Annotated in this window: 25 protein-coding genes; 14 read left to right on the top strand and 11 right to left on the bottom strand. The window is 59.2% G+C overall.

The annotated features are described in order from the left end of the window. The first annotated feature begins 67 nt into the window (after positions 1 to 67). The 7 genes from BGO89_13600 (at position 68) to BGO89_13570 (ending at position 4,735) form a co-directional block, all read left to right on the top strand. A complete protein-coding gene (locus BGO89_13600) occupies positions 68 to 817 on the top strand; it encodes a hypothetical protein (GenBank protein ID OJX56362.1) in 750 nt (249 codons plus the stop codon). A 19-nt stretch (positions 818 to 836) separates the two neighbouring features. After that, complete coding sequence (locus tag BGO89_13595) at positions 837 to 1,589, top strand: glycosyl transferase family 2 (GenBank protein OJX56361.1); 753 nt, start codon at positions 837 to 839, stop codon at positions 1,587 to 1,589. Between the two features lie 139 nt (positions 1,590 to 1,728). After that, positions 1,729 to 2,280, top strand: coding sequence for a dCTP deaminase (locus tag BGO89_13590; GenBank protein OJX56360.1), 552 nt, complete (start codon positions 1,729 to 1,731; stop codon positions 2,278 to 2,280). A gap of 80 nt (positions 2,281 to 2,360) precedes the next feature. Then, on the top strand, positions 2,361 to 2,891 hold the full coding sequence (locus BGO89_13585) for a hypothetical protein (protein ID OJX56389.1): 531 nt from the start codon (positions 2,361 to 2,363) through the stop codon (positions 2,889 to 2,891). Then, positions 2,882 to 3,499 (top strand): hypothetical protein, encoded by a 618-nt coding sequence (locus BGO89_13580; protein OJX56359.1) that lies wholly within the window; start codon positions 2,882 to 2,884, stop codon positions 3,497 to 3,499. Before BGO89_13585 ends, BGO89_13580 begins: the two co-directional genes overlap by 10 nt. Position 3,500: 1 nt before the next feature. Further along, positions 3,501 to 3,905, top strand: a complete 405-nt coding sequence (locus BGO89_13575; protein OJX56358.1) for a hypothetical protein — start codon at positions 3,501 to 3,503, stop codon at positions 3,903 to 3,905. Beyond that, complete coding sequence (locus BGO89_13570; protein OJX56357.1) at positions 3,902 to 4,735, top strand: hypothetical protein; 834 nt, start codon at positions 3,902 to 3,904, stop codon at positions 4,733 to 4,735. Before BGO89_13575 ends, BGO89_13570 begins: the two co-directional genes overlap by 4 nt. On the opposite strand, the gene BGO89_13565 is transcribed toward BGO89_13570, so the two are convergent. Then, the gene (locus tag BGO89_13565; GenBank protein ID OJX56356.1) at positions 4,718 to 5,224 is read right to left on the bottom strand and encodes a hypothetical protein; all 507 of its coding nucleotides are present in this window, start codon (positions 5,222 to 5,224) and stop codon (positions 4,718 to 4,720) included. The genes BGO89_13570 and BGO89_13565 overlap by 18 nt on opposite strands. A 217-nt stretch (positions 5,225 to 5,441) precedes the next feature. On the opposite strand from BGO89_13565, the gene BGO89_13560 reads away from it, so the two are divergent. Genes BGO89_13560 through BGO89_13550 form a run of 3 tightly spaced genes read left to right on the top strand, consistent with a single transcriptional unit; the run spans position 5,442 to position 8,008 of the window. After that, positions 5,442 to 6,860: an MBL fold metallo-hydrolase gene (locus tag BGO89_13560; GenBank protein ID OJX56355.1), complete on the top strand. Its 1,419-nt coding sequence runs from the start codon at positions 5,442 to 5,444 to the stop codon at positions 6,858 to 6,860. Positions 6,861 to 6,900: 40 nt separating this feature from the next. Beyond that, complete coding sequence (locus tag BGO89_13555) at positions 6,901 to 7,191, top strand: hypothetical protein (GenBank protein OJX56354.1); 291 nt, start codon at positions 6,901 to 6,903, stop codon at positions 7,189 to 7,191. Positions 7,192 to 7,204: 13 nt separating this feature from the next. Continuing rightward, positions 7,205 to 8,008, top strand: coding sequence for a hypothetical protein (locus BGO89_13550; GenBank protein ID OJX56353.1), 804 nt, complete (start codon positions 7,205 to 7,207; stop codon positions 8,006 to 8,008). 25 nt (positions 8,009 to 8,033) lie between these two features. Here the strand turns inward: BGO89_13550 and BGO89_13545 are convergent, their stop codons facing one another. After that, positions 8,034 to 9,851, bottom strand: a complete 1,818-nt coding sequence (locus tag BGO89_13545; protein ID OJX56352.1) for a hypothetical protein — start codon at positions 9,849 to 9,851, stop codon at positions 8,034 to 8,036. A 62-nt stretch (positions 9,852 to 9,913) separates the two neighbouring features. Between BGO89_13545 and BGO89_13540 the strand changes: the two genes are divergently transcribed. Continuing rightward, positions 9,914 to 10,897 (top strand): hypothetical protein, encoded by a 984-nt coding sequence (locus tag BGO89_13540; protein OJX56351.1) that lies wholly within the window; start codon positions 9,914 to 9,916, stop codon positions 10,895 to 10,897. An 89-nt stretch (positions 10,898 to 10,986) separates the two neighbouring features. Here the strand turns inward: BGO89_13540 and BGO89_13535 are convergent, their stop codons facing one another. The 5 genes from BGO89_13535 to BGO89_13515 form a co-directional block, all read right to left on the bottom strand. Further along, complete coding sequence (locus BGO89_13535) at positions 10,987 to 12,306, bottom strand: ribosome biogenesis GTPase Der (protein ID OJX56350.1); 1,320 nt, start codon at positions 12,304 to 12,306, stop codon at positions 10,987 to 10,989. An 857-nt stretch (positions 12,307 to 13,163) separates the two neighbouring features. Continuing rightward, positions 13,164 to 13,682, bottom strand: coding sequence for a hypothetical protein (locus BGO89_13530; protein OJX56349.1), 519 nt, complete (start codon positions 13,680 to 13,682; stop codon positions 13,164 to 13,166). Positions 13,683 to 13,733: 51 nt separating this feature from the next. After that, a complete protein-coding gene (locus BGO89_13525) occupies positions 13,734 to 13,961 on the bottom strand; it encodes a hypothetical protein (GenBank protein ID OJX56348.1) in 228 nt (75 codons plus the stop codon). Between the two features lie 217 nt (positions 13,962 to 14,178). Next, on the bottom strand, positions 14,179 to 15,234 hold the full coding sequence (locus BGO89_13520) for a hypothetical protein (protein ID OJX56347.1): 1,056 nt from the start codon (positions 15,232 to 15,234) through the stop codon (positions 14,179 to 14,181). A gap of 170 nt (positions 15,235 to 15,404) precedes the next feature. Continuing rightward, entirely contained in the window at positions 15,405 to 15,725 is a 321-nt protein-coding gene (locus tag BGO89_13515; GenBank protein OJX56346.1) for a hypothetical protein, read from the bottom strand. On the opposite strand from BGO89_13515, the gene BGO89_13510 reads away from it, so the two are divergent. Beyond that, complete coding sequence (locus BGO89_13510; GenBank protein OJX56345.1) at positions 15,724 to 16,806, top strand: peptidoglycan-binding protein; 1,083 nt, start codon at positions 15,724 to 15,726, stop codon at positions 16,804 to 16,806. The two genes, BGO89_13515 and BGO89_13510, sit on opposite strands and share 2 nt — an antisense overlap. A 115-nt stretch (positions 16,807 to 16,921) precedes the next feature. Here the strand turns inward: BGO89_13510 and BGO89_13505 are convergent, their stop codons facing one another. From BGO89_13505 to BGO89_13490, 4 genes are read right to left on the bottom strand one after another with little or no spacing between them, the layout of a single operon-like run. Then, on the bottom strand, positions 16,922 to 17,905 hold the full coding sequence (locus tag BGO89_13505; protein OJX56388.1) for an AAA family ATPase: 984 nt from the start codon (positions 17,903 to 17,905) through the stop codon (positions 16,922 to 16,924). A gap of 10 nt (positions 17,906 to 17,915) precedes the next feature. After that, positions 17,916 to 19,073, bottom strand: a complete 1,158-nt coding sequence (locus tag BGO89_13500) for an IscS subfamily cysteine desulfurase (GenBank protein OJX56344.1) — start codon at positions 19,071 to 19,073, stop codon at positions 17,916 to 17,918. Positions 19,074 to 19,092: 19 nt separating this feature from the next. Continuing rightward, positions 19,093 to 20,379 (bottom strand): hypothetical protein, encoded by a 1,287-nt coding sequence (locus BGO89_13495; protein OJX56343.1) that lies wholly within the window; start codon positions 20,377 to 20,379, stop codon positions 19,093 to 19,095. After that, positions 20,379 to 21,704: a hypothetical protein gene (locus BGO89_13490; protein ID OJX56342.1), complete on the bottom strand. Its 1,326-nt coding sequence runs from the start codon at positions 21,702 to 21,704 to the stop codon at positions 20,379 to 20,381. The genes BGO89_13495 and BGO89_13490 overlap by 1 nt, the downstream gene beginning before the upstream one ends. A gap of 33 nt (positions 21,705 to 21,737) precedes the next feature. On the opposite strand from BGO89_13490, the gene BGO89_13485 reads away from it, so the two are divergent. Both BGO89_13485 and BGO89_13480 read left to right on the top strand, forming a co-directional pair. Next, positions 21,738 to 22,499: an NAD(P)-dependent oxidoreductase gene (locus tag BGO89_13485; protein OJX56341.1), complete on the top strand. Its 762-nt coding sequence runs from the start codon at positions 21,738 to 21,740 to the stop codon at positions 22,497 to 22,499. Positions 22,500 to 22,505: 6 nt separating this feature from the next. Next, positions 22,506 to 22,775, top strand: coding sequence for a hypothetical protein (locus BGO89_13480; protein OJX56340.1), 270 nt, complete (start codon positions 22,506 to 22,508; stop codon positions 22,773 to 22,775). Position 22,776 lies beyond the last annotated feature (1 nt).

Below are 22,776 nucleotides of genomic sequence, written 5' to 3'. Positions count from 1 at the left end.
AACCTCACGAAGTTCGCGGTGAATACGGATGAATGCAGAAACGAATCATCCTTCTCCGCCGTCGTTCATGGCCCTATTCCGGTATAGTATCACCCATCAGGACATCACCATGATTACGCGCATCGTTGCGATCGCCATGATCTTCGTCGCCGGTACGTTCGCCGCGACCGCACAACACACCGACAATCGTCGCTCGGTATCGGTGGAAGGCGAAGCGGAAACGTTCCTCATTCCCGACCGTGCATCGATCTCCATCGGCGTGGAAACGGAAGGCAAGGTCGCTGCTCAGGTAAAGAAGGACAACGATGCCAAGGTTCGCGCCATCCTCGCCGCGCTGAAGAAGGCGGGCATCGAGGAGAAGGATGTGCAGACGAGCAACCTGTCCCTGGAACCCGTCTACAACTGGCGTCCGGAAGGACAACGCGAATTCGTGAAGTATACGATGCGCAATACGGTCTACGTACTCGTGCGCGATCTCTCGAAACTCGATGCCGTCGTGGGCACGAGCGTGGAAGTCGGCAGCAACATGCTCAACAACATCGACTTCAGCGTCAGCAACGCCAAGGCCGTTCGTGACTCGCTGCGCCTCGCAGCCGCGAAGGATGCACGCACGAAGGCCGAAGCGCTCGCAGGTGCCGTGGGCGCACGCGTCGGCAAGCCCATCTCCATCAACGAGAATTCGAACTATCAGCCGCCGGTACCGGTATACCGCGCCCAAGGCCTGATGAAAATGGCGGATGCGGAAAGCGCACCGACCGTCTCCGCCGGCCAGGTCCAGATACGCGTCACCGTCAGCGCTACCTTCGAGCTCGAATAACCGTCCATCCAGCCTCCGCATGCTCAACAACAAGAAGATCGTCGTCGTCCTCCCGGCCTACAACGCGTCCAAGACACTGGAGATGACCTATCGGGAGATCCCATTCGACATCGTCGACGATGTCGTACTGGTCGACGATCATTCACGTGACGATACGGCAGACGTGGCGCATGCTCTCGGCATCCGCCACGTCATACGCCACGAACAGAACAAGGGCTACGGTGGCAATCAGAAGACCTGCTATACGAAGGCCCTCGAGCTCGGTGCCGACATCGTCGTGATGCTGCATCCGGACTATCAGTATACGCCGCTGCTCATTCCAGCCATTGCCAGCATCATCGCCAACGACCTCTATCCTGTCGTCCTGGCTTCGCGCATCCTGGGCAAGGGTGCACTCAAGGGTGGCATGCCCGTCTACAAGTACGTTGCGAACCGCTTCCTGACGCTCGTGCAGAATCTCCTCGTCGGACAGAAACTGTCGGAATACCATACGGGTTATCGCGCCTTCTCGCGCGACGTCCTTCTGGGCATCGACTTCCGCAGCAATTCCGATGACTTCGTCTTCGACAACCAGATGTTGTCGCAGATCATCTACGCCGGCTTCGACATCGGCGAGGTGACATGTCCCACGAAGTATTTCGAGGAAGCCTCGTCCATCAACTTCCGCCGCAGCTCCATCTACGGTCTCGGCGTCCTCTGGACGAGCTGCAAGCACTTCCTCCAGCGTACCGGTGTGGCCCGATTCGCCATGTACGGGCCGGCCAGACGATAAGACCGCCAGCCAGCTTCTCCCTCTCTTCTACCGCCCTTTCCGCGCCATGGCGGATCGCGAGAGGTAGGCTGCGGCCGTGGCGCAGGCCACAGGTCCCGCCGATTGGCCGTATATTGTGCGTTCGTATACGGAAGACTCCATGATCCTCACCGACAAAGAAATCCTTGCCCATATGGAGCGGGGTTCCATCAAGATCGAACCGTTCGATGCCTCGGCACTGGGTTCCAATTCCTACGACGTCCACCTCGGCCGCATGCTGGCAGAATACGTCGACGGCACCCTCGACGCCAGGAAGCACAACCGGATCAGGATGTATTCCATACCCGACGACGGCTTCATCCTGGAACCGCACAGGTTCTACCTCGGCGTCACGGAAGAGTATACCGAAACCCACGAACACGTCCCCTTCCTCGAAGGCAAGTCCAGCGTCGGGCGCCTGGGCATCGACATCCATGCCACGGCCGGCAAGGGCGACGTAGGATTCTGCAATTACTGGACGCTCGAGATCAGCGTGAAACAGCCCGTCCGCGTCTATGCAGGCATGCCCATCGGCCAGTTGATCTACTTCGCCGTCCAGGGCGACGTACTCAATCCCTACAACCGCAAGGCATCGGCCAAGTACACGGAGCGCACGAACGCTCCCGTAGAGTCGATGATGTGGAAGAACTTCCCGCAAGAGGAGCAGCGGTGAGATCCATCACCACCATCCTGATCGTCATGCTGGGCCTGTTCGTGGCCGCATGCACGGAAGACGAGGAGAACTCCCTCGAGCTGGGAGGATTCGACGAGGAACGTCTGATCGAGCAACGTCAGGCGAAGGACAAGGACTTCGCGGAATCCGACGAAAGCCCGATTCCCGAACATGTCCGCTCGTCATTCACGGGCTTGCGCTACTACAAACCCGATGAAACATTTGCGGTGGAGGCGAGCTTCGAAGGGTTTTCGAAGCAGGATACCATCACCATGGAAACATCGACCAACGAGCCACGGTTCGCCGTGCGCGTTGGGCGTTTCACGTTCGACATCAAGGGCAGGACGCATCAACTCGTCGCCTACCGCTTCGTCGGAAGCGATGACCAGGAACTCTTCGTTCCGTTCAAGGACAAGACCAGTGGCGATGAAACGTACGGCGGAGGCAGGTATCTCGATCTCCATCTGGAAGACGACACATCCTACGCCATCGATTTCAACCAGGCCTACAATCCGTATTGCGCCTACAACAGCAACTACAGTTGTCCCCTCGTACCGGACGAGAACAAACTTACCGTAGCCATCACGGCGGGAGAGCGCACATGGAAATGATGCGTCGCCTGTCCATCGTCGTGATCGCGCTGACGATGGCCGGCTGCCTGTTCGTGAAAGCACCTGACGAGAAGACCGAAGTCCAGAACGTCTCCCTGAGTCCGCTGCCCGAAGTCGAGATGAGCGACGAGCTCGTACGCACGCGTGCAGGCGACATGATAGCCCTGCTACCGAAGGGCTGGCTCTTCATCGATACGAAGGGCCGGGAATCGTCGGACATCATCGCCGTGGCGGTCAATCCCGACTATACGCTGAGCGCCGTCTTCAGCACGCTGCCGGGCAGCGAGCCATCGAAGGAAATGCTCGATCGCGAGGGCGTGCTCGGCCTGGCGCGCGTGGCCTTCAACAAGCGTTCGCGAAAGACGGCGGGTTCCACCAAGCTCGTCGGCTCCTATGCCACGGCTGAACTCGGTCCGCGTCGTTTCGGCCTCTACGACTTCAGCGCCTCCGGCGGCAGCCTGCGCTCGCGATGCGCCGTCTTCACGTCGTCGATCGGCAATCACTACGAATTCGCCCTGGTGCCGATGACCGTCAGTGGCAAGGATCTTGTGCCCGATCCCGAAACGCAGCAGATCTTCCGGTCGATTCTCGCCACGGTACAGTACTGACATGACGCTCTCCGACGATACGCAGGCCGTTCTGTCCTTCCTCCAGGAGAATACGGAGGGTGGACTGCGCAAACGCAACGACATCGGCGTCCTGCTGGAGCTTGGTGCCACCCACAATGAAGCCGATCTGTTCAATACGATCCTGCGTACCGGTACGGGCCTGTGGAAGGTCTATGGCGTCCTGCGCCGCCTCACGCCCGGGGCCGAGGGATATCCGCAGATGGAGCGCGAGTTCGCGACGCAGATGAACGATCTCCGTGAACAACTGGCGTCGCTGTCACGTCATGCCGACGACGATACCCTGAGCCGTTTCGACGACGTCTATTTCGGGATGACGCAGGGCGTGATCCGCAATCTGGTCGACCTCGCCCACGACCTCGCCAGGATCAAGGCCATGCAGGGTTGACGGCCGTGCTACCGTGGCTACACCGGATCCACTTCCTCAACCTCGACATCGTTGCCGGCGTCATCGCCTCGGCCATCCTCGCGGAACGCGTCTGTCACTGCACCTTACCTGCGGGATGGTGGTTCGTCATTCCCGTTGCCGCCTGGCTGATCTATACGCTCGACCGTGTCCTCGACGACAACCGCGCCAGCGGCGACTATCCGACGCTTCGTCATGCCTTCCATCATCGCAACAGGCGACCGCTCCTGATCGCCTGCATCGTTCTCGCTCCTGCCTGTGCCGTCGTGGCGGCCCTGACCCTGCCGCCCTTCACGTGGATCATCGCCATCTGCGCCGGCGCCCTCGTGGCCATCCATCATCTCGCGCAGCACCTGTTCACCAGCCGGTGGCTCAGCGTGCTCAAGGACGTCAACGTCGTCGTGACCTACACGGCCGCAATCTGGTCCGTCCCCGTCATCCTCAGCCCCGATCCCGGTCCTGTCGTATTCATGACCATCGCCTGCATCGTCCTCGTCACATGGGCCATCGTCGTCGTCGAAAGCATCGCGGACGTCGACATCGACACCGCCCTCCATCAGCCGAGCGTGGCGCGCGCGCTCGGTCCCAAGGGTACGATGGCGATGGTGACGGCCAGCATAGGCCTGGCCGCAGCCCTGGCCATCGGCATCATGACGACGGATCTTCCTGCGGGAGCGATGCTGCTCCTGATGTGTCTTGCCACTACCTGCCTGCCGATGCTGTTCCGATCCGGCATCGATCGCCCGATCACGAGACTTCTCGCCGAGCTCGTCCTTTCGCTGCCCTACCTGCTGTTATTCTTCGCCCGTTGAATCGTCGAACAGACGCCTCGCCATCTTGAGTGCCCGTTCGTGCCGTTTCCGCATGCAAGCAGGCGTCACACCGGCATAGTGCGCCGACTCCTCCAGCGTCAGCCCCTGAAGGTAGTGCAATGCCAGTACCTGGGCGTACTGGTCCGGAAGGGTGTCGAGAATCCGCTCCGTATCGAACCGATGCTCGGCCTGCCGGTCATCGTCCGACTGCAATGGCTGTGCGTCGTTCGCGGACAGGTTCTCCCATCCCGCATCGCCGTGCACGTCCATGAATACCATCCTGCGTTGCCGCTGCATGGCCCTGCCCAGAAAACGCTGTGCCACACACGTACGATAGGCTTCGGGATTTCGCACCGGCTCGCGGGCCAGAAAACGGGATTCTTCCAGAGCACAATTGGCCGCCGCTACCGCATCTTCAATATCTTCGATCGTAGAACCTGCATATCTCCAGGACAACATCCGATATAAATGGGTGTTGTTCGTCTCCATTCCCGCTCCTGAGTGATGAACGTGAACGGCGCAACGTATCTGCGTCGGAGAACCGCACCAAGAGCCAATTGATCAATCATCAGGCGACATTGACGAATGTCATACCGATCGCAACGAGACATCGCTAGTTTGACACGGTTCCGGGAGCCCCGTTCCAGGCGTTTCCGGACGTATTTTTGCGGCATCCACTCCCACACCGATCCAGCAGGAACATCCGATGTTCTTTAAACAGATTTATGAACCGGGACTCGCCCACGCCTCCTACATGGTAGGCTGTCAGGCAACGGGCGAAGTGATGGTCATCGATGCGAAACGCGACATCGACACGTATCTCGATATCGCGCGGCAGGAACGCCTCCGCATCACGCATCTGACGGAAACGCACATTCATGCCGACTTCCTGAGCGGCACGCGCGAACTGGCCGCCGTAACGGGCGCCACTATGTTCCTCAGCGACGAAGGCGGCCCCGAGTGGCAGTACGAATTCCCCCATACCGGACTGAAGGACAACGACACCTTCATGGTGGGCAACATCAAGGTCCAGGTGATGCATACGCCGGGACATACTCCGGAACACATCTCCCTGCTCGTGACCGATACACCGGCCACACGCGATGTTCCGATCATGATGTTCACCGGCGACTTCGTCTTCGTGGGCGACGTCGGCCGCCCCGACCTTCTCGAGAAGGTCGCCGGCCACCGGGGAACCATGGACGCGGGAGCCCGGCAGATGTTCGCCTCGCTGCGGAGGTTCAACTCCCTCCCTGACCACATACAGGTGCATCCCGCCCACGGTGCCGGATCGGCCTGCGGCAAGGCCCTCGGCGCGATACCGTCGTCGACCGTCGGCTACGAGAAGCTCGTCAACTGGGCATTGCAGCATACGGACGAAGAAGAGTTCGTGAATGCCCTGCTCGATGGCCAGCCCGAGCCGCCGCGATACTTCGCCCACATGAAGGTCCTCAACAAGGTCGAGCGCAACCTGCGGACGGAAGTGCAGCAACCACACCTGCTGTCTCTCCAGGACCTCTCGGAAGCACTCGCCGACGGAACGATGGTGGTCGATACGCGTGTGAAGACGGCCTTCGCGAACGGACACATTCCCAACACGGTCAACATCCAGAACAACAAGGCCTTCAGCACGTGGGCCGGCTGGATGATCGACTACGACAAGCCCTTCGCCATCATCGCCGACGACAGGACGATCGACGACGTCGTACGGAAGCTGATGCGCATCGGTCTGGACAACATCCTGGGCTATCGCCCTGGCATCGACGGCTGGCACGAGGGCCATCATGCACTCGCCACCACGGCAGAGATCCCGCATGACGAATTCGTCTCCCGCTACGACAATGACGACGTCGTCGTGATCGACGTACGTTCGACGAACGAATACGTGAGCGGACACATTCCCGGCGCCCGACATCTACATGCAGGCTACCTGCTCCAGCATCTCGGCGAGATACCGCGCGACAAGGTCGTCGTCATCTCATGTCAGGCGGGTGACCGGTCGAGCATCGCCACGAGTCTGCTTCAGCGCGAAGGATTCCATAACATCGTCAACTACGCTCCGGGCTATGCCGGCTGGCGTGCGGCAGGCTGTCCGTACGAAACCGGCACGACCATCGACGCCTGAGCAGCGACACATCCATCACCAACATCAGTGTATCACCACCATGCGTGAAATTTCACCCGACACCCTGAAGACCCGGCTCGGAACAGGCGAAGACGTCGTCCTGCTCGACGTACGGCAACCCGAAGAACATGCCGAAAAGAACATCCCGGGCTCGATCCTCATCCCGCTCGGAGAGCTTCCCGATCGTATCGACGAGCTCGAGGCATATCGTGACGGAGAGATCATCGTCTACTGCCGCTCAGGCAATCGCAGCGGACAGGCCTGCATGTTCCTCGAACTGAACGGTTTCACTGCACCGGTAAACCTGAAGGGCGGCATGCTCGCATGGTAACGGGACGACGTCCATGACGTTTCTCGTCCTCGCTCTCGCCGGCATCATCGGCATCATTCTGGGTCTGGTAGGAGCTGGCGGCGCCATCATCGCCGTCCCCATCCTGGTCTATCTGATGGGTATAGATCAATCCGTCGCAAGCGGCTATGCCCTGTTCACCATCGCCATCGCCTCGGCCGTCGGCGCCGTCCCGTACGTGCGCCGTCACGAGGTGTACTGGACTGCCGTCTATTCGTTCGGAAGCGTGGCGCTGGTCACGACAGGAATGGTACGCCGCTTCGTCGTGCCCATGATCCCGCAGTCGTTCATCGTCGCGGGAGACAGGGTCACCGACGATACGTTCCTGATGATCGCCTTCGCGCTGATGATGTTCATCGCGGCCATCGGAATGATTCGGGCCGGCACGGGATCGGAAACGCGCGAACCCGCACCGGCCTCGCGTCTCGCCATCGCCGGCTTCGTCGTGGGTCTCCTCAGCGCCGTCCTCGGCGTGGGTGGGGGCTTCCTGATCGTTCCGGCCCTCGTCCTCTGGTCGGGTATCGACATGAAAAGGGCCGTCGGCACGTCGCTCGTTCTCATCAGCGCCAATTCGACCATCGGAGTCCTCGCCGACATGACGTCGGGGATGGATTACGACTGGTCCTTCCTGCTCACGTTCACCGGACTGATGTCGGCAGGCATCCTCGTAGGTGCACGACTGTCACGCCATATCGACGGCCAACGTCTGAAGACCGGCTTCGGCTGGCTCGTCCTCTGCATCGGCACCATTGTCGTGTCCCTCGAGTTCTGGAAGCTCGTCATCGCCATCGTGGAGTGAGACCGGCCACGAGCTCCACGTGATATCAGCGGAGCATCCTGCCCGTCGTCATCCTGCCTCCGACCTCGGCCATCACGACATAGGCACCATGACCGAGCGATGCGGGCCATGTGATGGACGTCGTGGCTTCCATCTTCGGAAGGGTATAGACCAGGTTGCCGACGATATCATAAACGGTGATGTTACTCACCACGGATGTTCCCGTCGTCATACCGTACTGGTTGATGAGCAGGCCATCGTCCGTTCCGCCCTCGGCAACGGATGATGTGGTGGGATCGAAGACGATGTGATAGGCACTGCGGGCCGTCACGGCCAACGTGAAGGTCGAGGCATCGACCTGTACCGGCATCGGTTTCACGGCGATGACGTTCGATTCACCGTCGAATCCATGACAGGACTTCGGTACGCCCTTGAACGAACCGTCGATGGCGATCCGTACGACGTCGCTCCTGTTGGCCTTCCATATCACGATGACGTGCATACGGCCTTCGGTATCGACGCTCGAATAGGCCGAAGCCTCCGATGCATCGGACGTCGTCGTGACCACACTGCTGTCCCCTACGCGCAGACCATTGCCATCGGCGTTGCGATACAGACGATAGGCGGCACGGATATAGCCGTCGATCGCTTCCCAGTGCGTGGCAGAATACACTCCGTGATTACCGAGGATTCCGAGCACATCCGCCACGGCCAGCCCCGTCGATACCTGGCGCGGGCCGCCGTAGTTGAATTCCGAGATCGACAACATCGTACCCGGATACCGTTCGTCGATGATACGCTGCAGCGTGGGCAACAGCGGCAGGCGCATGCGCTGGCCGCTGGCCGGACCGTACCATTGACCTATCCAGCTATCCTCGACATAGCTTTCCTGCCAGAGCGAGCGTGGCGCCTGGATGCGCTTGTCCTCTTCCACCAGATTGTCGTTGAACGAGATCGCTTCCCCGTTCAGGTTCGGATACCAGTGAACGTCCAGCACGTCGAGAAGACGCTTGCCCGCCGTTCCCTCGGCCATCTTCATCATCATGAGATAACCGTCGATGAACGAACCGTAGGGCATGAAGAGACTCTTGTCGGGAGCGTCCTGCAGATTGGTGAAGGCCGAGAATCCGAATTCGGCCGGACCATAGATGAGGGCCGTCGGATCCACCGCACGGATCACCGTCGCCGTCCGTATCGATCTGGCCATGAGGTCCTGGAACGTCGTCTTGTCCGGATGGATACGCGGATGGGTCTCGGGCCACAGCGAAGGCTCGTTGTCGAGCGAATACGCTACCGTCCATTGCGGTCCCGCGCCTGCACCGTATCGATTAGTGAGGAAGCGCACTTCGTCCTCGACATAGACGACGTCATCGTCGGTATTGGCCTGTCCGGTCGACCCCGAATGCTCGATCTCCACCCTGTGGAACCGTGCGGACGGAGCGACCTGTTCGGGTGTCACGCTGCCGTTCGCATCGGCGGACACGTAACCGGCGACGGGCAGGGTCACGAGCGACTTGATCCCCGCGCCCTTGTTATCGTCGATGAACGTCGTGAGCACGACGCCGGGCTCCTGCCATCTGTTCTCGGGAACATGGTAGTACCAGGGCAGGTAGGTGTCGTTGGAATTCTGCCAGTCTTCGCCCGCATGGGAATAGTTGTTCTCCCAGTTGTACCCCGTGAGCCGGTTTCCGCCCTGACGACGGATCGTGATACCGTCCTGCGCGCCGGCATCGTTGCCGTTCGATCCGTAGATATAGGGCGAGATCGCGCGATGCGGTTGCGAATGGTCGATGGTAACGACAACGGGCTGTGCATGAAGTACGGAGGCCAGCAACGTTGTTGCGACAATGGTACGAAGCAGCATGGCAGTCATCTTCCGCTATGTGGTTGGATATCGTTCCAGCTCCGCCGATACTGGCATGAGGTTTGTTCATCGTGGCCATGGAACCATCGATACTCACCAGTCTCCTCTCCACGCCGGAGCGCCGGAAGATCTTCGACGAACTCGTCGGAGGTTTCCGTATGGGCGAGTTGACGTCTCTGCTGCTCGAAGTGTTCCGTAGAAAGACGGAATCCCTCACACCGCAGGACATTCTCGACGCCTACACGTCCAATCGGTTCGTGGCACCTGCCGAGAGCGATGCCGTCGCCATGCAGGCCTTCGGTCTGTCCCTGATGAAGGAAGCGGCCGCCCACGGTTTCACGACCATCGGCCTCTCGCCCGCCGCTCCTCTCGGAGCGTCGTCCGTCGTGGCCCCCTGCGACCAGAACAAGATATTGTCGGCACTGCGCGGTACGGAAGCAGTCTCCGATCCGACCAACGTGCTGGCACTGGAAGCCTCCGTCCGCCGACGCGACGCACGACGTAACGCCGGAACTCGTATGGATACCATTCGCCTGTCGGCCCTTCAGCGCGTCATCCGTACACCACCGCCCGGCGATCCCCGATTCCGCCCGCACTTCGATCTCTTCGGCATGACGTCCGCCGGCCACGACCGGGGAACGACCTGGATCGAGGAAGAAATCGTGCATCATGTCTCCACCCTCGTAGCCCTGTCTCACGATGGCATCGCGGGCGCGGCCGCCCATCGCGACATCAGGATCGCCTTCCGGATCCATGATCGCCGACCCGCCATCGACAGACTCTCCACGAACGTCATGGGCCGCATCGCGGCCACACTTCCGGACATCGTCATCGAACGGGAGTACATTCCGCAGCATGATCAGCCCTACTACAAGGGTCTGCGGTTCAAGCTCAGCCTGCGGCACGAAGGCACATGGTACGAAACGGGCGATGGCGGCATCGTGGACTGGACGGCGCGATATCTCTCGGACAGGAACGAACGGTGCGTGATCAGCGGCATAGGCACGGAATTCACGCATCGTCTCCTGATGCTGAAGAAGCGATAGTCGTAGGTTTCAGGCGGCGACGGACGGCCACGCCATGACCATCTTCGAAAGGACTCGCTGGCCACTGCGGCGGAGAGAGGAGGGGCCTGTCAGTCCTCGTTCCTGTCGCGATGCTTCTTCCTGAAGACGAAGCTCACGGGCACGCCTTCGAGGTCGAAATGCTCGCGTAGCTGACGCTCCATGAAGCGCTTGTAGGAATCCGGGATGAGATCCGGATGATTGCAGAAGAAGGCGAAGATCGGCGGTGCCGTACGCACCTGCGTGATGTAGTTGATGCGGAGGTCGCGGCCCCGCACCGAGGGCGGTGGGACGCGATCCAGTTCGGCGAGCAGAACGTCGTTGAGTTTCGACGTGCTGATGCGTACTTCGCGGCGGGCCTGGATTTCCTTCGCCATTTCGAGCACGCGTGTGATCCGCTGCTTGGTGAGTGCGGAGATGTAGACCACCGGAGCGTAGTCGAAGGTCGGGAGGGCCTCCTTGTACTTCTTCGTGAAGTCGTCGGCCGTGCGCGTATCCTTCTCGACGAGGTCCCACTTGTTCACGGCGACGATGATGCCTCTCCGTTCGGCGACGACCTGGTCGATGATGCGCTTGTCCTGCGTTTCCAGTCCTTGCGTGGCATCGAGAACGACGATGGCGACATCGCAGCGTTCGATCGCACGGGCCGTGCGCATCGTACTGTACATCTCCACCTGTTCCTTGATCTGGCTGCGGCGGCGCAGACCTGCCGTATCGATGAGGACCATCTCCTCGCCGTAGAAGCGCACGACGCTGTCGATGGCATCGCGCGTGGTGCCGGCGATCGGCGTCACGATACTGCGCTCGCGTCCGAGCAGGGCATTGGTCAGTGAGCTCTTGCCGACGTTCGGGCGGCCGACGATGGCGATCTTCAGGCGATCGTCCTCCGCTTCCTCGTTCTTCGGCAGGAAGCCGACGACGCGATCGAGAAAGTCTCCGGTGCTTCTGCCGTTCAGGGCGGAAATGGGATAGGGATCGCCGAGACCGAGGGAATAGAATTCGGAGGAATTCATATCCATCATCGCATTGTCGCACTTGTTCACGATCAGGGTCACCGGCTTCGGTGTCGTCCGCAGCATTGCGGCGATCATCTCGTCCACCGGCGTCACGCCATCGCGTCCGTCACAGACGAAGATGATGGCATCGGCTTCTTCGAGGGCCATCATGGCCTGTTCGCGGATGGCCTTGTCGAACAGCTCCTCGCTGTCCGGCACGATCCCCCCCGTATCCACGAGCTGGAAGTGGACACCGTTCCATTCACCGCGGGCATAGATCCGGTCGCGCGTCACACCGGGAACGGCCTCCACGATGGCATGGCGCTCTTCGATGATACGATTGAAGAGCGTGGATTTGCCCACGTTGGGGCGGCCGACGATTGCGACGAGACTCATAACTCGGTACCGGGAGCGGGCGTTGGGACAGGATCGACTACAAAGGTACGGCTTTTTGCGGGGGTGAGAGGTGGCGGATAGGATGGCCCATACCGACCTGCCCGGACAGGACCGAATCAAATCCGTGGTTACAGGCTATGGATACTATTGGTGAATTTGCACCATACATCATACTAGACGACATGGCACTGCCTGAACGGCTTGGCAGACCGATACGGGTTCATGGAATCGTATCTCGATGTGTCTAATGGATTCTGTCGATATTTAACGGACCCAATCATTCCCTTTACAAACCACGCTTCATCTCCAAAATCACTCTACGAATGGTGGTCCTAACTCAAAACCACCCTTATCCACTATTTACAGGCATCAACAATTATCAGTATTTACACGGGGGTATGCATATGGGATCCACAAAGGCCCAGCCAGATTGAAGAGACAACACAAAAAGAAAGCTCTCAAGCAAAGCCAGAGAGCCAATATAGCAGCAACGCTAGTGAAGTCTTTCTTATCGAAATTAATGCGATGATAAGCGATGGGACGGCCCGGAAATCGAAGCTGACAACTTCGAAGAAGCCTGCATTAAGGCAGAGGCTGCTGGTCGAGGTTACATCATTGGATCATGTCTTCGTTAGATCCACCATGTTCGTCACACTAAAGCCGATAGCTGTTGCGTTCGCAACACAATCAGTCCTATTCACATAGCCTTGCGAGGAAGCATAAACGATATTCCCATTATCGGCCTTACAGTTCCAACGAAACTTTCCGGCAGTATCCTTGAATAGATACCATTGCCATTCTCTTGCAGGTGCGGACATCTTTCTTTCTCCCTGAGTGTTATTGAAGTATGACCATTGCTAGACTGCCAGATTGGGTAGGGTCACTCCCTTCATGTTGAACTTGCTCCTGATTTCTAGCAGGTCCTTACGTCGCAATCGACGGACGATCCTCTTGTGCTTTGCACTATGACAATCACCATTTGTTAGATCCAATTTCAAGCTATCCTCTTCACAATGCGCGTGAGGATCCGATGGAAATGGATCTTCGTCGTACTTATGAATCATCCATCTCTTTCCAACACTTTTCACAATAAATCCAAGTAGATCACCCGGCATCTGTGGCAAAGTATCGTTGACTTCTTCGTGCTCAATCTCCACCCATAAATCCCTAAAATCGATACCACTCAGAAAGTCTTCCACAACGTAGAGTCTCATTTTCTCGCTACTGCCATTCAGCACCTTGTCTATCTCTTCGCGGTACTGATTGAAGACTTGCAGGATATCGATTTGCCCGATAGTGTATCCGAGACGTTTGCTTAGACGGTCCGAAAGAACATCAACTTCGCTCGTGGTCAAGATCATACTATCGTTGTGCATGTCACCTCTCTCCACTTACTAGATAATTTCATCGGAAACCTAGAGTAACATCTACGGCCAGTTACCCGGCCCCGCTTCAACGGTAAAAACCGGCTTGTCGATGTCCGGCCAATAATAGAACCATCCGGGCAAGGTGAGATCGTAGTCTGCGGAACAATCGTTGCGGTACGTGCATGTGACCTGCTCACTGGCCTCCTGTTCGGGCTGACAGGAGATATATACTCTCGTGTTGTACAGCGACCCGATGATCCAGTTCGGATAGATCGGTGAAAATTCCACATGGCCGGCAGGAGAACCAATGCAGAAACATGATCGTGGCCCGGCAACCTCGGATATCTTCTCGCCAGCGTCAGGGTTGCAAGGTGGGTTCCCTTGGCTTGCGCCGGGATGACGCTTCGACGTCAACGCGGACAGTGTGATACAGCAGAAAACGAACGAACAAACGAGCGGAACAAAGCGAACCATAGAGCAATAAGGGAATGGTTGACGGAACGGACTATGGAACGAGCATGGTATTCGTACAGACGACGGTACCGGAACTATTGACACCACACACGATGTACAGACCGGCCCCTGTCGAAAGGGCGACAGTAGAAGGCCATGTGGTTACGGCAGTGCTCGATACCAAGTATCCTGCCTGCGAGAACGCCTTCACAAGGGTAATGCTTGAGGACGTCACAGCCGCATTGACACTTCCCGATGTTCCATTCGTTACGGTCATCCCACATCCCCCGGTAGCAGCACCGCAGGCATTCTCGGAGTTGACCGTAGCCATGAAGTTCTCGAAATATGGGTTGTTGAGGAATATCCTTGCATTGAGCGTAGCGAAAAGATCCGTGCGTGAAAACACGTCATTGTCTGATCCGCTTGTGTACACGTTCACGCGGACACAGGCATACGTCGTATCCGAAATAACAGATGGAATGACGTAACGGACCTTCGACGCCAATGGATACCACATATAGACACATGGACTGGATGCCCCGCTCTGGCTGATTCGGACGGTGTCGAGGAGTGCCATCCGCTGACCGTCCGATTTCCGCACCAGCTCGACCGAGTACGAGACGACATCGCCCGAAACATACTTGGCGAGTGACCCTGTTGACGGACCACGGCGAAGCCAGTAGGCATGACGATAGAATCCGATGGTATCCCCAGCGATAACCGGCATATACGTCGTGTGGGAAATGCTGCTCAGTTGGGCATTCGTGACTTCATTGACGTATTGCTGCGTCGTCTTGTCCCAATTCCATGTCTTCCCTTCACACCAGTTGCTCAGCCACACACGGCGGCCATTGCTGACGAAGTCGTCAAAGACGAATCGGGTGATCGTTGAATCGGATTGCGTCTCGAAGTGCCATTGTGCCACGAACTTTCGTGGATCGACAGGATGGGTCGTATCCAGTCCATTGGGTGTCTGTGGATAGACCTTGGCACCCGGCGGATAGAACTGCCGAAGTGAGTCGCATTGCGCAACTACCGGAGTGGTTGTAATGAGGAACAGAAGGCATACGGCAGTGATACCGATAGCCCATCGGAACATCGAGAACATATAACCCTCGTGCTGTGTATATCTCTACAGCCGCAATCCGTACGTCCTATCTCGTCCTGACTAAGCTCAATAGCGACTTGCACTAACAGATATTTGCCCGAACGTACAGATTCGTGGTGGAAGATGCAAGTTTCAGGACTGTTTGCAACAATCGAGCCCAGATTGTGACATCAAGTACCCAGATGGTAGTTTGTGTTTTTCAATGCTACTTCCAACTCGGAGCCTCCCCTACTCTCGCTGCCGTCATCGCGGCAATCCGACAACGGAAACAGCAGATCGTTTCGTGGGAAGGACAGGATGAATGATCGTTGCGGATAGTCGCTGGTACTGGATTCCGCATTAACAGGACGCCCATCGAAGGATGACTGCATAACACGGTCATGGGAGAGAGGCCCCTCGCCGTTCCTGATCCAGTTTACGTATGTTGCCCCCGCGATCCCGGCCCGATCGCCGTCTATCACGTCACGCACTGCATCCGGGGGCATTCCCATGGCGAAGAACATCGTCGTCTTTTCCGATGGCACAGGCCAGGAAGGCGGAGAAGGCTACAACACGAACGTCTACAAGATGTTCAACATGGTCGAGGACCGCACGCCGCGTCAGGTAGGCTACTACGATGCCGGCCTCGGCACCGGCATGAAGAAGATCACCGGCAACATCGGCGGCATGGGAATCTCGCGGAACATCCAGCAGTGCTACAGGTTCATCTTCGATCATTACGAGGCGGGCGACAACATCTATCTCTTCGGCTTCAGCCGCGGCGCAGCCACCATACGAAGTCTGTCGAGCTTCATCCACTACTTCGGCATCCTGCCGAAGGGCCGCCCGGAACTCATCCCCAAGGCCTACGGCATCTACCGTACGTCGAATGCGGATCTGCGCAAAAGCAGGGCCGACGAGTTCGTGCGGAAGAACCGCACGATGTGGACGCGCATCAGATTCATCGGATGCTACGATACGGTAGCGGCCCTGGGCCTGCCCATCCGATGGCTGAGCGACCTCATCGACGGCCTTCCGATGTTCAGGCACAACTTCCACAACTTCACCTTGAGCGAGAGCGTGGAGAACGCCTATCATGCCCTCGCCATCGACGACGAACGCAAGTATTTCCATCCCGTGCTGTGGAATACGGATCTGAAGCCCTATCAGTCACTGAGCCAGGTGTGGTTCACGGGCATGCATACGGACGTAGGCGGCGGCTATCCCGAACAGGAACTGTCGGACATCCCCCTGCTCTGGCTGACGCAGAAGGCCTGCGACCTGGGACTGCGCCTCTACCTCAAGCACAAGGTACCCGTCACCATCAACCCATACGGCGTGATGCACGATTCCCGCGGCTCGTTCCTCGCGAAGCTCTATCCGAGAGCGGTACGGACGTGGGATGCGAAACGGACGGACAGGATACGTATCCACCAGAGCGTGATCGACCGCATGACGGGTGACCCCAACAGACCCGAACATCTGCGCTATACGCCCTGGATCGCCGGCCTCGACCACGATATCGAACCATGGTCCATCGATCTGAAGACCATGATCGAACGGCAACAGCGGATGGACGTCATCAGGGGATGACACGACTACGATGTCGTCCCGATCGGAACGTATGCGAAACGGCGAACGCATCCGGCACCATATCGGTGGGATGCGCTCCTGGATAGTAACGGCGTTGGTAGTTGGTTTTCGCGCCTCAGGCGCTCTTCACCAGCTCGTCCACGATCCGCGAAGGCGTCACGCCTTCGGCTTCGGCATTGAAGTTGGTGACGATGCGGTGACGCAGGACGCTGACGGCGACGGCATTGACGTCATCGATGGACGGGGAGAAACGCCCGTTCAGCGCCGCACGACTCTTGGCGCCGAGTACGAGGTACTGCGATGCGCGAGGGCCGGCACCGTAGCTGAGAAAGTCCTTCACGATCTTGATGCTGCCCGTATCCGGCCGCGTCGCGCGGACGAGTTTGACGGCATGCTGGATCACATTGTCGGCAACGGGGACACGGCGGACGAGTTCCTGGAAGGTAACGATGTCCTTGCCGTCCATCACGTGCTTCAACGTTTCCTTCTGCGCGACCGTCGTGGAGCGCACCACTTCGACTTCTTCGTTGAAGTCGGGATAGTCCAGCCACAGGTTGAACATGAATCGGTCCAGTTGCGCTTCGGGCAGCGGATACGTTCCTTCCTGTTCGATGGGATTCTGCGTGGCGAGGACGAAGAACGGCTCTTCCAGACGGTACGTCGTGCCGGCGGCCGTGACGCTATGTTCCTGCATGGCTTCGAGCAGGGCCGCCTGCGTCTTCGGCGGCGTACGGTTGATTTCGTCGGCCAGGACGATGTTGGCGAAGATCGGCCCCTTGATGAAGCGGAACGACTTCTGTCCCGTCGATACGTTGTCTTCGATCACTTCGGTACCCGTGATGTCGCCGGGCATCAGATCCGGTGTGAACTGGATGCGGGAGAACGACAGATCCATCGTCTGCGCCAGTGTGCGGATGAGGAGCGTCTTGGCCAGCCCCGGCACTCCGACCAGCAGGCAGTGGCCGCGGGCGAACAGCGAGATGAGGAGTTGATCGACGATCTCCGTCTGACCGATGATGACCTTGCCTATCTCGCTCTTGACGCTCTTGATGCGCTGCGCGAGTTCTTCAACGAGTTGGACGTCTGATGAAGCCATGATTTCCTGGAGTTTATGCCGGAACGACGCCGGCCAGTGCCTTTTCGTGTGCGTGGGTGATCGCTGCCACGAGCCTGTCGATATCGTCGGACGTCGTGAAACGTCCGAATGAAAAACGGAGCGTACAGGCGGCCTGCTCTGCCGTCTGCCCCATCGCCGTGAGTACGTGGGACGGCCTGGGCTTGGCGCTCGCACACGCACTGCCCTTGCTTACCGCCACGTACGGCATGTGCATGAGCATGATGTCGACATCCGTACCATCGAACCTGACGTTGCTCGTACCGTAGTTCCTGTGTTCATGCCGGCCGTTCACGTGCACGCCATGCAGATGGAGGATGGCATCCTCGAACCTGTCACGGAGGGCACCGATGCGTTCGGCGTCGCTGACGAGACATTCATGGGCGAGGGTACCGGCATGGGCCAGGGCCACGATTCCGGGCACGTTCAGCGTGCCGCTGCGGATGCCGCGCTCCTGACCGCCACCGTACTGCAACGGTTCGAGCTCACAGGTGCATTCCTTGCGGGAACGCACGTAGAGCACGCCCACGCCCTTAGGTGCGTAGATCTTGTGACCGGAGAACGTCATGAGATCGATACCGATATCGTCGACATCGATGGCCATCTTTCCGTAGGCCTGCGTCGCATCCGTCATGAAGTAGGCACCAGCGGCGTGGGCCAGCGATGCCAGTTCACGGAGATCCTGCTTTACACCCGTCTCGTTGTTGACGGCCATGACGCTGAGGAGCAGCGTATCGGAGCCAAGGACACTCCCCACCTCGTCGATGTCGATGCGTCCATCGCCATCCACACCCAGCCAGGTCACCGGCCAACCCCGTGCTTCGAGGTACATGCAGGCGTCGACGACGGCTGCATGTTCCGTACGGCATGTGACGATGCGACGGCGTTCCGACGTCTCGTGGCGGGCCATGCCCAGGATGGCGAGATTGATGGCCTCGGTAGCGCCGGACGTGAAGATGACCTCGTTCATCCGCCCCCCGATATGCGATGCGACCTGCATTCGGGCCTGCATGACGACGCGCTGCGCTTCCATCCCCGCGGCATGCGTGCTGGAGGCATTGTAGAAAACGTCCGTCAGGTACGGCATCATCGCTTCCACGACCCTAGGATCGACGGGTGTCGTGGCGTTGTAATCGGCGTAGATCGAGTCCATCTGTTGAGAGTCCATGGAGCTAAAATACGAGGCCGTGGAGAATGGTAATGCCAAGGGCCGCCAACATCGGCCACATCACGATGCGGACGAGCTGCGAGGGCTCCGTGTCCGTGAGCGTCGTGGTGAAGAGGAGGATGGCGGAGACCGGCGACATGGTGCGTCCGACGCTGGCACCGATCGCACCGGAGATGCCGAGCTTGACGGCATGGAAGACGTTGGTCGTGGCGAGTGACGGCAGCATGGCCTGGGAGAAGGATACGCTCGGCGCCGTACCCGAACCGCTGATGACTGCCAGGCCCCACGTCAGCACCGGACTCAGGACTGCCGCCAGTGCCGCATTGGATGCCAGGGCACCGGCCGCGGACGCGATGACGCCGGCCGCTTCGAGTCCGGCGATGAAGCACGATGCTGCGATGATGAGCGAGATGACCTTGGCGAAGGCATATCCCATACCCTCGAAGAACTGCGTCGTGAGCCTGTTGATTCCACCCCGCGTCACGAGCATGGCCAGTGCCGTACATATCACCATGACCATGGAGATATGGAGTCCCTTGGGATAGACTGCGAAGACCGGTGGAACGAGGTTCAGTCCGGGCTGCATGAGAAGCAGGATGAGCACGGGCAGAGGCGGCAACAACGCCTTGACGACATTGATGGGTTCGTCGTCCTCGACCTCTTCCGCCTTGTCCGTGCGGTGCTTCGCGCTCAGGCCCATGGCCGTGAGAACGAGGGTCGCCATCACGAAGGACAGTATGTTGGGCATGATGGCCTGGCCGATGATGTCGCCAACGGACGCCTGTGTGGCATTGTGGATGGCGACGATGTCGGGCTCGCCCGGATTGAACAGGTTGCCACCGACGGAACATCCGACGATCAGCGTGGCGCCCGCGATCAGACGCGAGTATCCGGCAGCCACCATCAATGGCAGGAGGATCGGGCCGACGGCTGCGGCCGTCGCCGTCTGGCTCGTGATGGCCATGTTGGTAAGGAAGCCGATGGCACATCCGCCGGGAATGAGAGCCCAGCGTATGGTCCGCAACGGTCGTATCAACAGACGCACCATGTGGCGGTCGCAGTCGGTGGCCTTGAGAACGAATGCATATCCCATCGCCGAGCAGATCGGCCCGATGATGTCACCCTTGCCGACGCTCCGCTGGAAGGCGTCGAAGACGAGCCAGGGAGCGCCCGCGACGGCCGTGAGGATGAGTCCCGCAGTGAACAGGGCGAACCGTACGTCCACACCCCGGCGTATCGCGACGACGGCGGCGATGGAGACGACGATGGCGATGACTGCGAGCATCGGCATCAGGCGCGATAGTCGATGACGGTATCGACGGAATCCGCGACGGCATCGACGATGATGTTGCGGTCCCCGCTGGCACCGATCGTCAACGTCGCAGGATCGAAGAACCGCTCCTGGACGTGCCGCACATCATCGGGCGTCAATGCCTGCAACCGTTCGATGTGGCGTTCGAAATAGTCCATCGGAAGGTCATTGCTGATGATCGTCCACAACAGCCCGGCCGTCTGCTGCGGTGTTTCGTTGCTTCGTGCGAATCGTCCGAGCGCGTGCTGACGCGTGTTCTCGAATTCCTCGTCGTCGATGCGCTGGCTGCGTATCCGCTGGAGCTCGGCCTTGACGGTGGCCACGGTATCCACCGTGAAGCCGTTCCCTACGCTCGTCATGAGGCGCATGGCCTGGGACCACTTCCTGTTCTCGAGATAGGCGTAGGCACCGTATGTATATCCCTTCTGTTCGCGCAGAACGGTGAAGAGACGTGCCATCGTATAACCGCCCAGGATCTCCGTCACCAGCAGCAGGGCCGTATAGTCGGGATCGACCAGCGGCAGTGCCGGCAGGGCCATTCTCAGCACGGTCTGCACGGCATCCTCCTTGCTGGCGATGGCAGCGACACGCGACCGGAGTATGGCAGGCGCGATGGACGACACGGCAGTCGGCACGGGCAGACGTCCGATCCCTTCGTCGAGGCCACGCAGGACTTCTTCCGGGTCGAACCGCCCCGAGACGATGACGAAGCGGGGATAGGAGAGCAGACGGGCATAGACGGACCGCATACGGTCACGGTCGACCAGGGTCATCGTCTCCGGTGTTCCGTCCTTCGAGCGTCCGTAGGGATGGCCATCGAAGGCGGCGACGGACAGGGCCTGCCCTGCGAGCCAATCCGGGTCGGCGACGTTCTGGAGATGGTCTCCGATCCGGCGCTTGAGCTGGCGTTCGATCTCCACGGTGTCGAAGCCCGGGCTGCAGATACTGTCCGAAAGAAATCGCACGAGATCATGATCGTACTCGGAAAGTCCCGTCGCGACGATACTCGTCGAATCGCGATCGCTCGACGAGCCGATGCTGCAACCGCGCCGCTCGACCTCTTCAGCAAAATCCTCGGGCGACATCGTCGTCGTGCCGCGCACGAGCATGGCGACGGTGAACGATGTTTCGCCGTCCAGTTCGTCATGGACGGCACCGGAGGCGATGTTGAGCGTGATGCTCATCAGGTCTTCGTCGGCCCGTTCGATGAGATAGACGGGCGTTCCGTTGCCGAGGAGTTCCTTCCGTATCGAGGGGAAGACGAAGTGCAATGGAGCTGTCGAGAGGGGTGGCGTGGTAGTCATTCCGTAAATTTAGATGTTTCAACACGATATGCTATGAAGAACTCCATCGTCCTCATTACCGGTGCCTCCGCGGGTATCGGCGAAGCCTGTGCGGAAGTGTTCGCCGAAGCGGGTGCACGCCTCGTCCTCTGGGCACGCAGAACCGACCGCATCGAAGCACTGGCGGATACCTTGCACAGGGAGCACGGCATCGACGTCTTCACGCAGGCCGTGGACGTACGTGACCGTTCGGCCGTGGAAGCCGCCATCGGCGAACTGCCCGACACCTGGCACGACATCGACGTCCTCATCAACAATGCCGGGTTGTCGCGCGGACTCGAGCCCATCCAGGAAGGTGTACACCTGAACTGGGAAGAGATGATCGACACGAACGTCAAGGGGCTGCTCAACGTCACCCGAGCCGTTCTTCCGGGCATGGTGAACCGTGCCAAAGGACAGGTGATCAACATCGCCTCCATCGCCGGTCGACAGGCCTATCGGGGAGGCAACGTCTACAGCGCGACCAAGGCCGCCGTGAAGATGCTCGGCGATTCGATGCAGCTCGACCTCCTCGGCACCGGTGTGCGTACCTGCACCATCGATCCGGGCCTCGTGGAAACCGAATTCTCCCTCGTACGCTTCCGCGGCGATGCGGAACGTGCGCAAACCGTCTACAACGGATACACACCCCTGCACGGTCGCGACATCGCCGAAACGGCACTGTTCGTGGCTTCTCGGCCACCCCACGTCGCCATCCAGGACATCCTGATCACCCCCACCGATCAGGCCTCCGTATCCCAAGTCAATCGTCGATAACACCTCATGCCAACAACACATTTCATCGTTTCCGGAACCGTCCAAGGCGTAGGCTTCCGCCGCTTCGTCCTCCACCATGCACATCAGCTCGGTCTTCGTGGCTTCGTATGCAATCTCGAAGACGACACCATCGAATGCATCGCACAGGGGTCGACCGATGCCCTCACCGAAATGGAGACGCTGCTGCGCACCGGACCGCAGCACGCCCGTGTATCGTCCGTGACCTGCAACGACCTCAGCGACGGCAAGACCTACTCCACATTCCGGATCCTGTAGG

It is taken from the genome of Candidatus Kapaibacterium thiocyanatum, from assembly GCA_001899175.1.
Taxonomy (GTDB): Bacteria; Bacteroidota; Ignavibacteria; order Kapaibacteriales; family Kapaibacteriaceae; genus Kapaibacterium; species Kapaibacterium thiocyanatum.
The sequence above is the reverse complement of the archived record's forward strand: the minus strand, read 5'-3'. Positions and strand labels throughout refer to the sequence as shown.

Coding starts and splice junctions, on each gene's coding strand:
- BGO89_13600 (OJX56362.1), top strand. CDS start 68: ATGGCCCTATTCCGGTATAGTATCACCCATCAGGACATCACCATGATT.
- BGO89_13595 (OJX56361.1), top strand. CDS start 837: ATGCTCAACAACAAGAAGATCGTCGTCGTCCTCCCGGCCTACAACGCG.
- BGO89_13590 (OJX56360.1), top strand. CDS start 1,729: ATGATCCTCACCGACAAAGAAATCCTTGCCCATATGGAGCGGGGTTCC.
- BGO89_13580 (OJX56359.1), top strand. CDS start 2,882: ATGGAAATGATGCGTCGCCTGTCCATCGTCGTGATCGCGCTGACGATG.
- BGO89_13575 (OJX56358.1), top strand. CDS start 3,501: ATGACGCTCTCCGACGATACGCAGGCCGTTCTGTCCTTCCTCCAGGAG.
- BGO89_13565 (OJX56356.1), bottom strand. CDS start 5,224: ATGGAGACGAACAACACCCATTTATATCGGATGTTGTCCTGGAGATAT.
- BGO89_13560 (OJX56355.1), top strand. CDS start 5,442: ATGTTCTTTAAACAGATTTATGAACCGGGACTCGCCCACGCCTCCTAC.
- BGO89_13555 (OJX56354.1), top strand. CDS start 6,901: ATGCGTGAAATTTCACCCGACACCCTGAAGACCCGGCTCGGAACAGGC.
- BGO89_13550 (OJX56353.1), top strand. CDS start 7,205: ATGACGTTTCTCGTCCTCGCTCTCGCCGGCATCATCGGCATCATTCTG.
- BGO89_13545 (OJX56352.1), bottom strand. CDS start 9,851: ATGCTGCTTCGTACCATTGTCGCAACAACGTTGCTGGCCTCCGTACTT.
- BGO89_13535 (OJX56350.1), bottom strand. CDS start 12,306: ATGAGTCTCGTCGCAATCGTCGGCCGCCCCAACGTGGGCAAATCCACG.
- BGO89_13530 (OJX56349.1), bottom strand. CDS start 13,682: ATGCACAACGATAGTATGATCTTGACCACGAGCGAAGTTGATGTTCTT.
- BGO89_13520 (OJX56347.1), bottom strand. CDS start 15,234: ATGTTCTCGATGTTCCGATGGGCTATCGGTATCACTGCCGTATGCCTT.
- BGO89_13510 (OJX56345.1), top strand. CDS start 15,724: ATGGCGAAGAACATCGTCGTCTTTTCCGATGGCACAGGCCAGGAAGGC.
- BGO89_13515 (OJX56346.1), bottom strand. CDS start 15,725: ATGGGAATGCCCCCGGATGCAGTGCGTGACGTGATAGACGGCGATCGG.
- BGO89_13500 (OJX56344.1), bottom strand. CDS start 19,073: ATGGACTCGATCTACGCCGATTACAACGCCACGACACCCGTCGATCCT.
- BGO89_13495 (OJX56343.1), bottom strand. CDS start 20,379: ATGCCGATGCTCGCAGTCATCGCCATCGTCGTCTCCATCGCCGCCGTC.
- BGO89_13490 (OJX56342.1), bottom strand. CDS start 21,704: ATGACTACCACGCCACCCCTCTCGACAGCTCCATTGCACTTCGTCTTC.
- BGO89_13485 (OJX56341.1), top strand. CDS start 21,738: ATGAAGAACTCCATCGTCCTCATTACCGGTGCCTCCGCGGGTATCGGC.
- BGO89_13480 (OJX56340.1), top strand. CDS start 22,506: ATGCCAACAACACATTTCATCGTTTCCGGAACCGTCCAAGGCGTAGGC.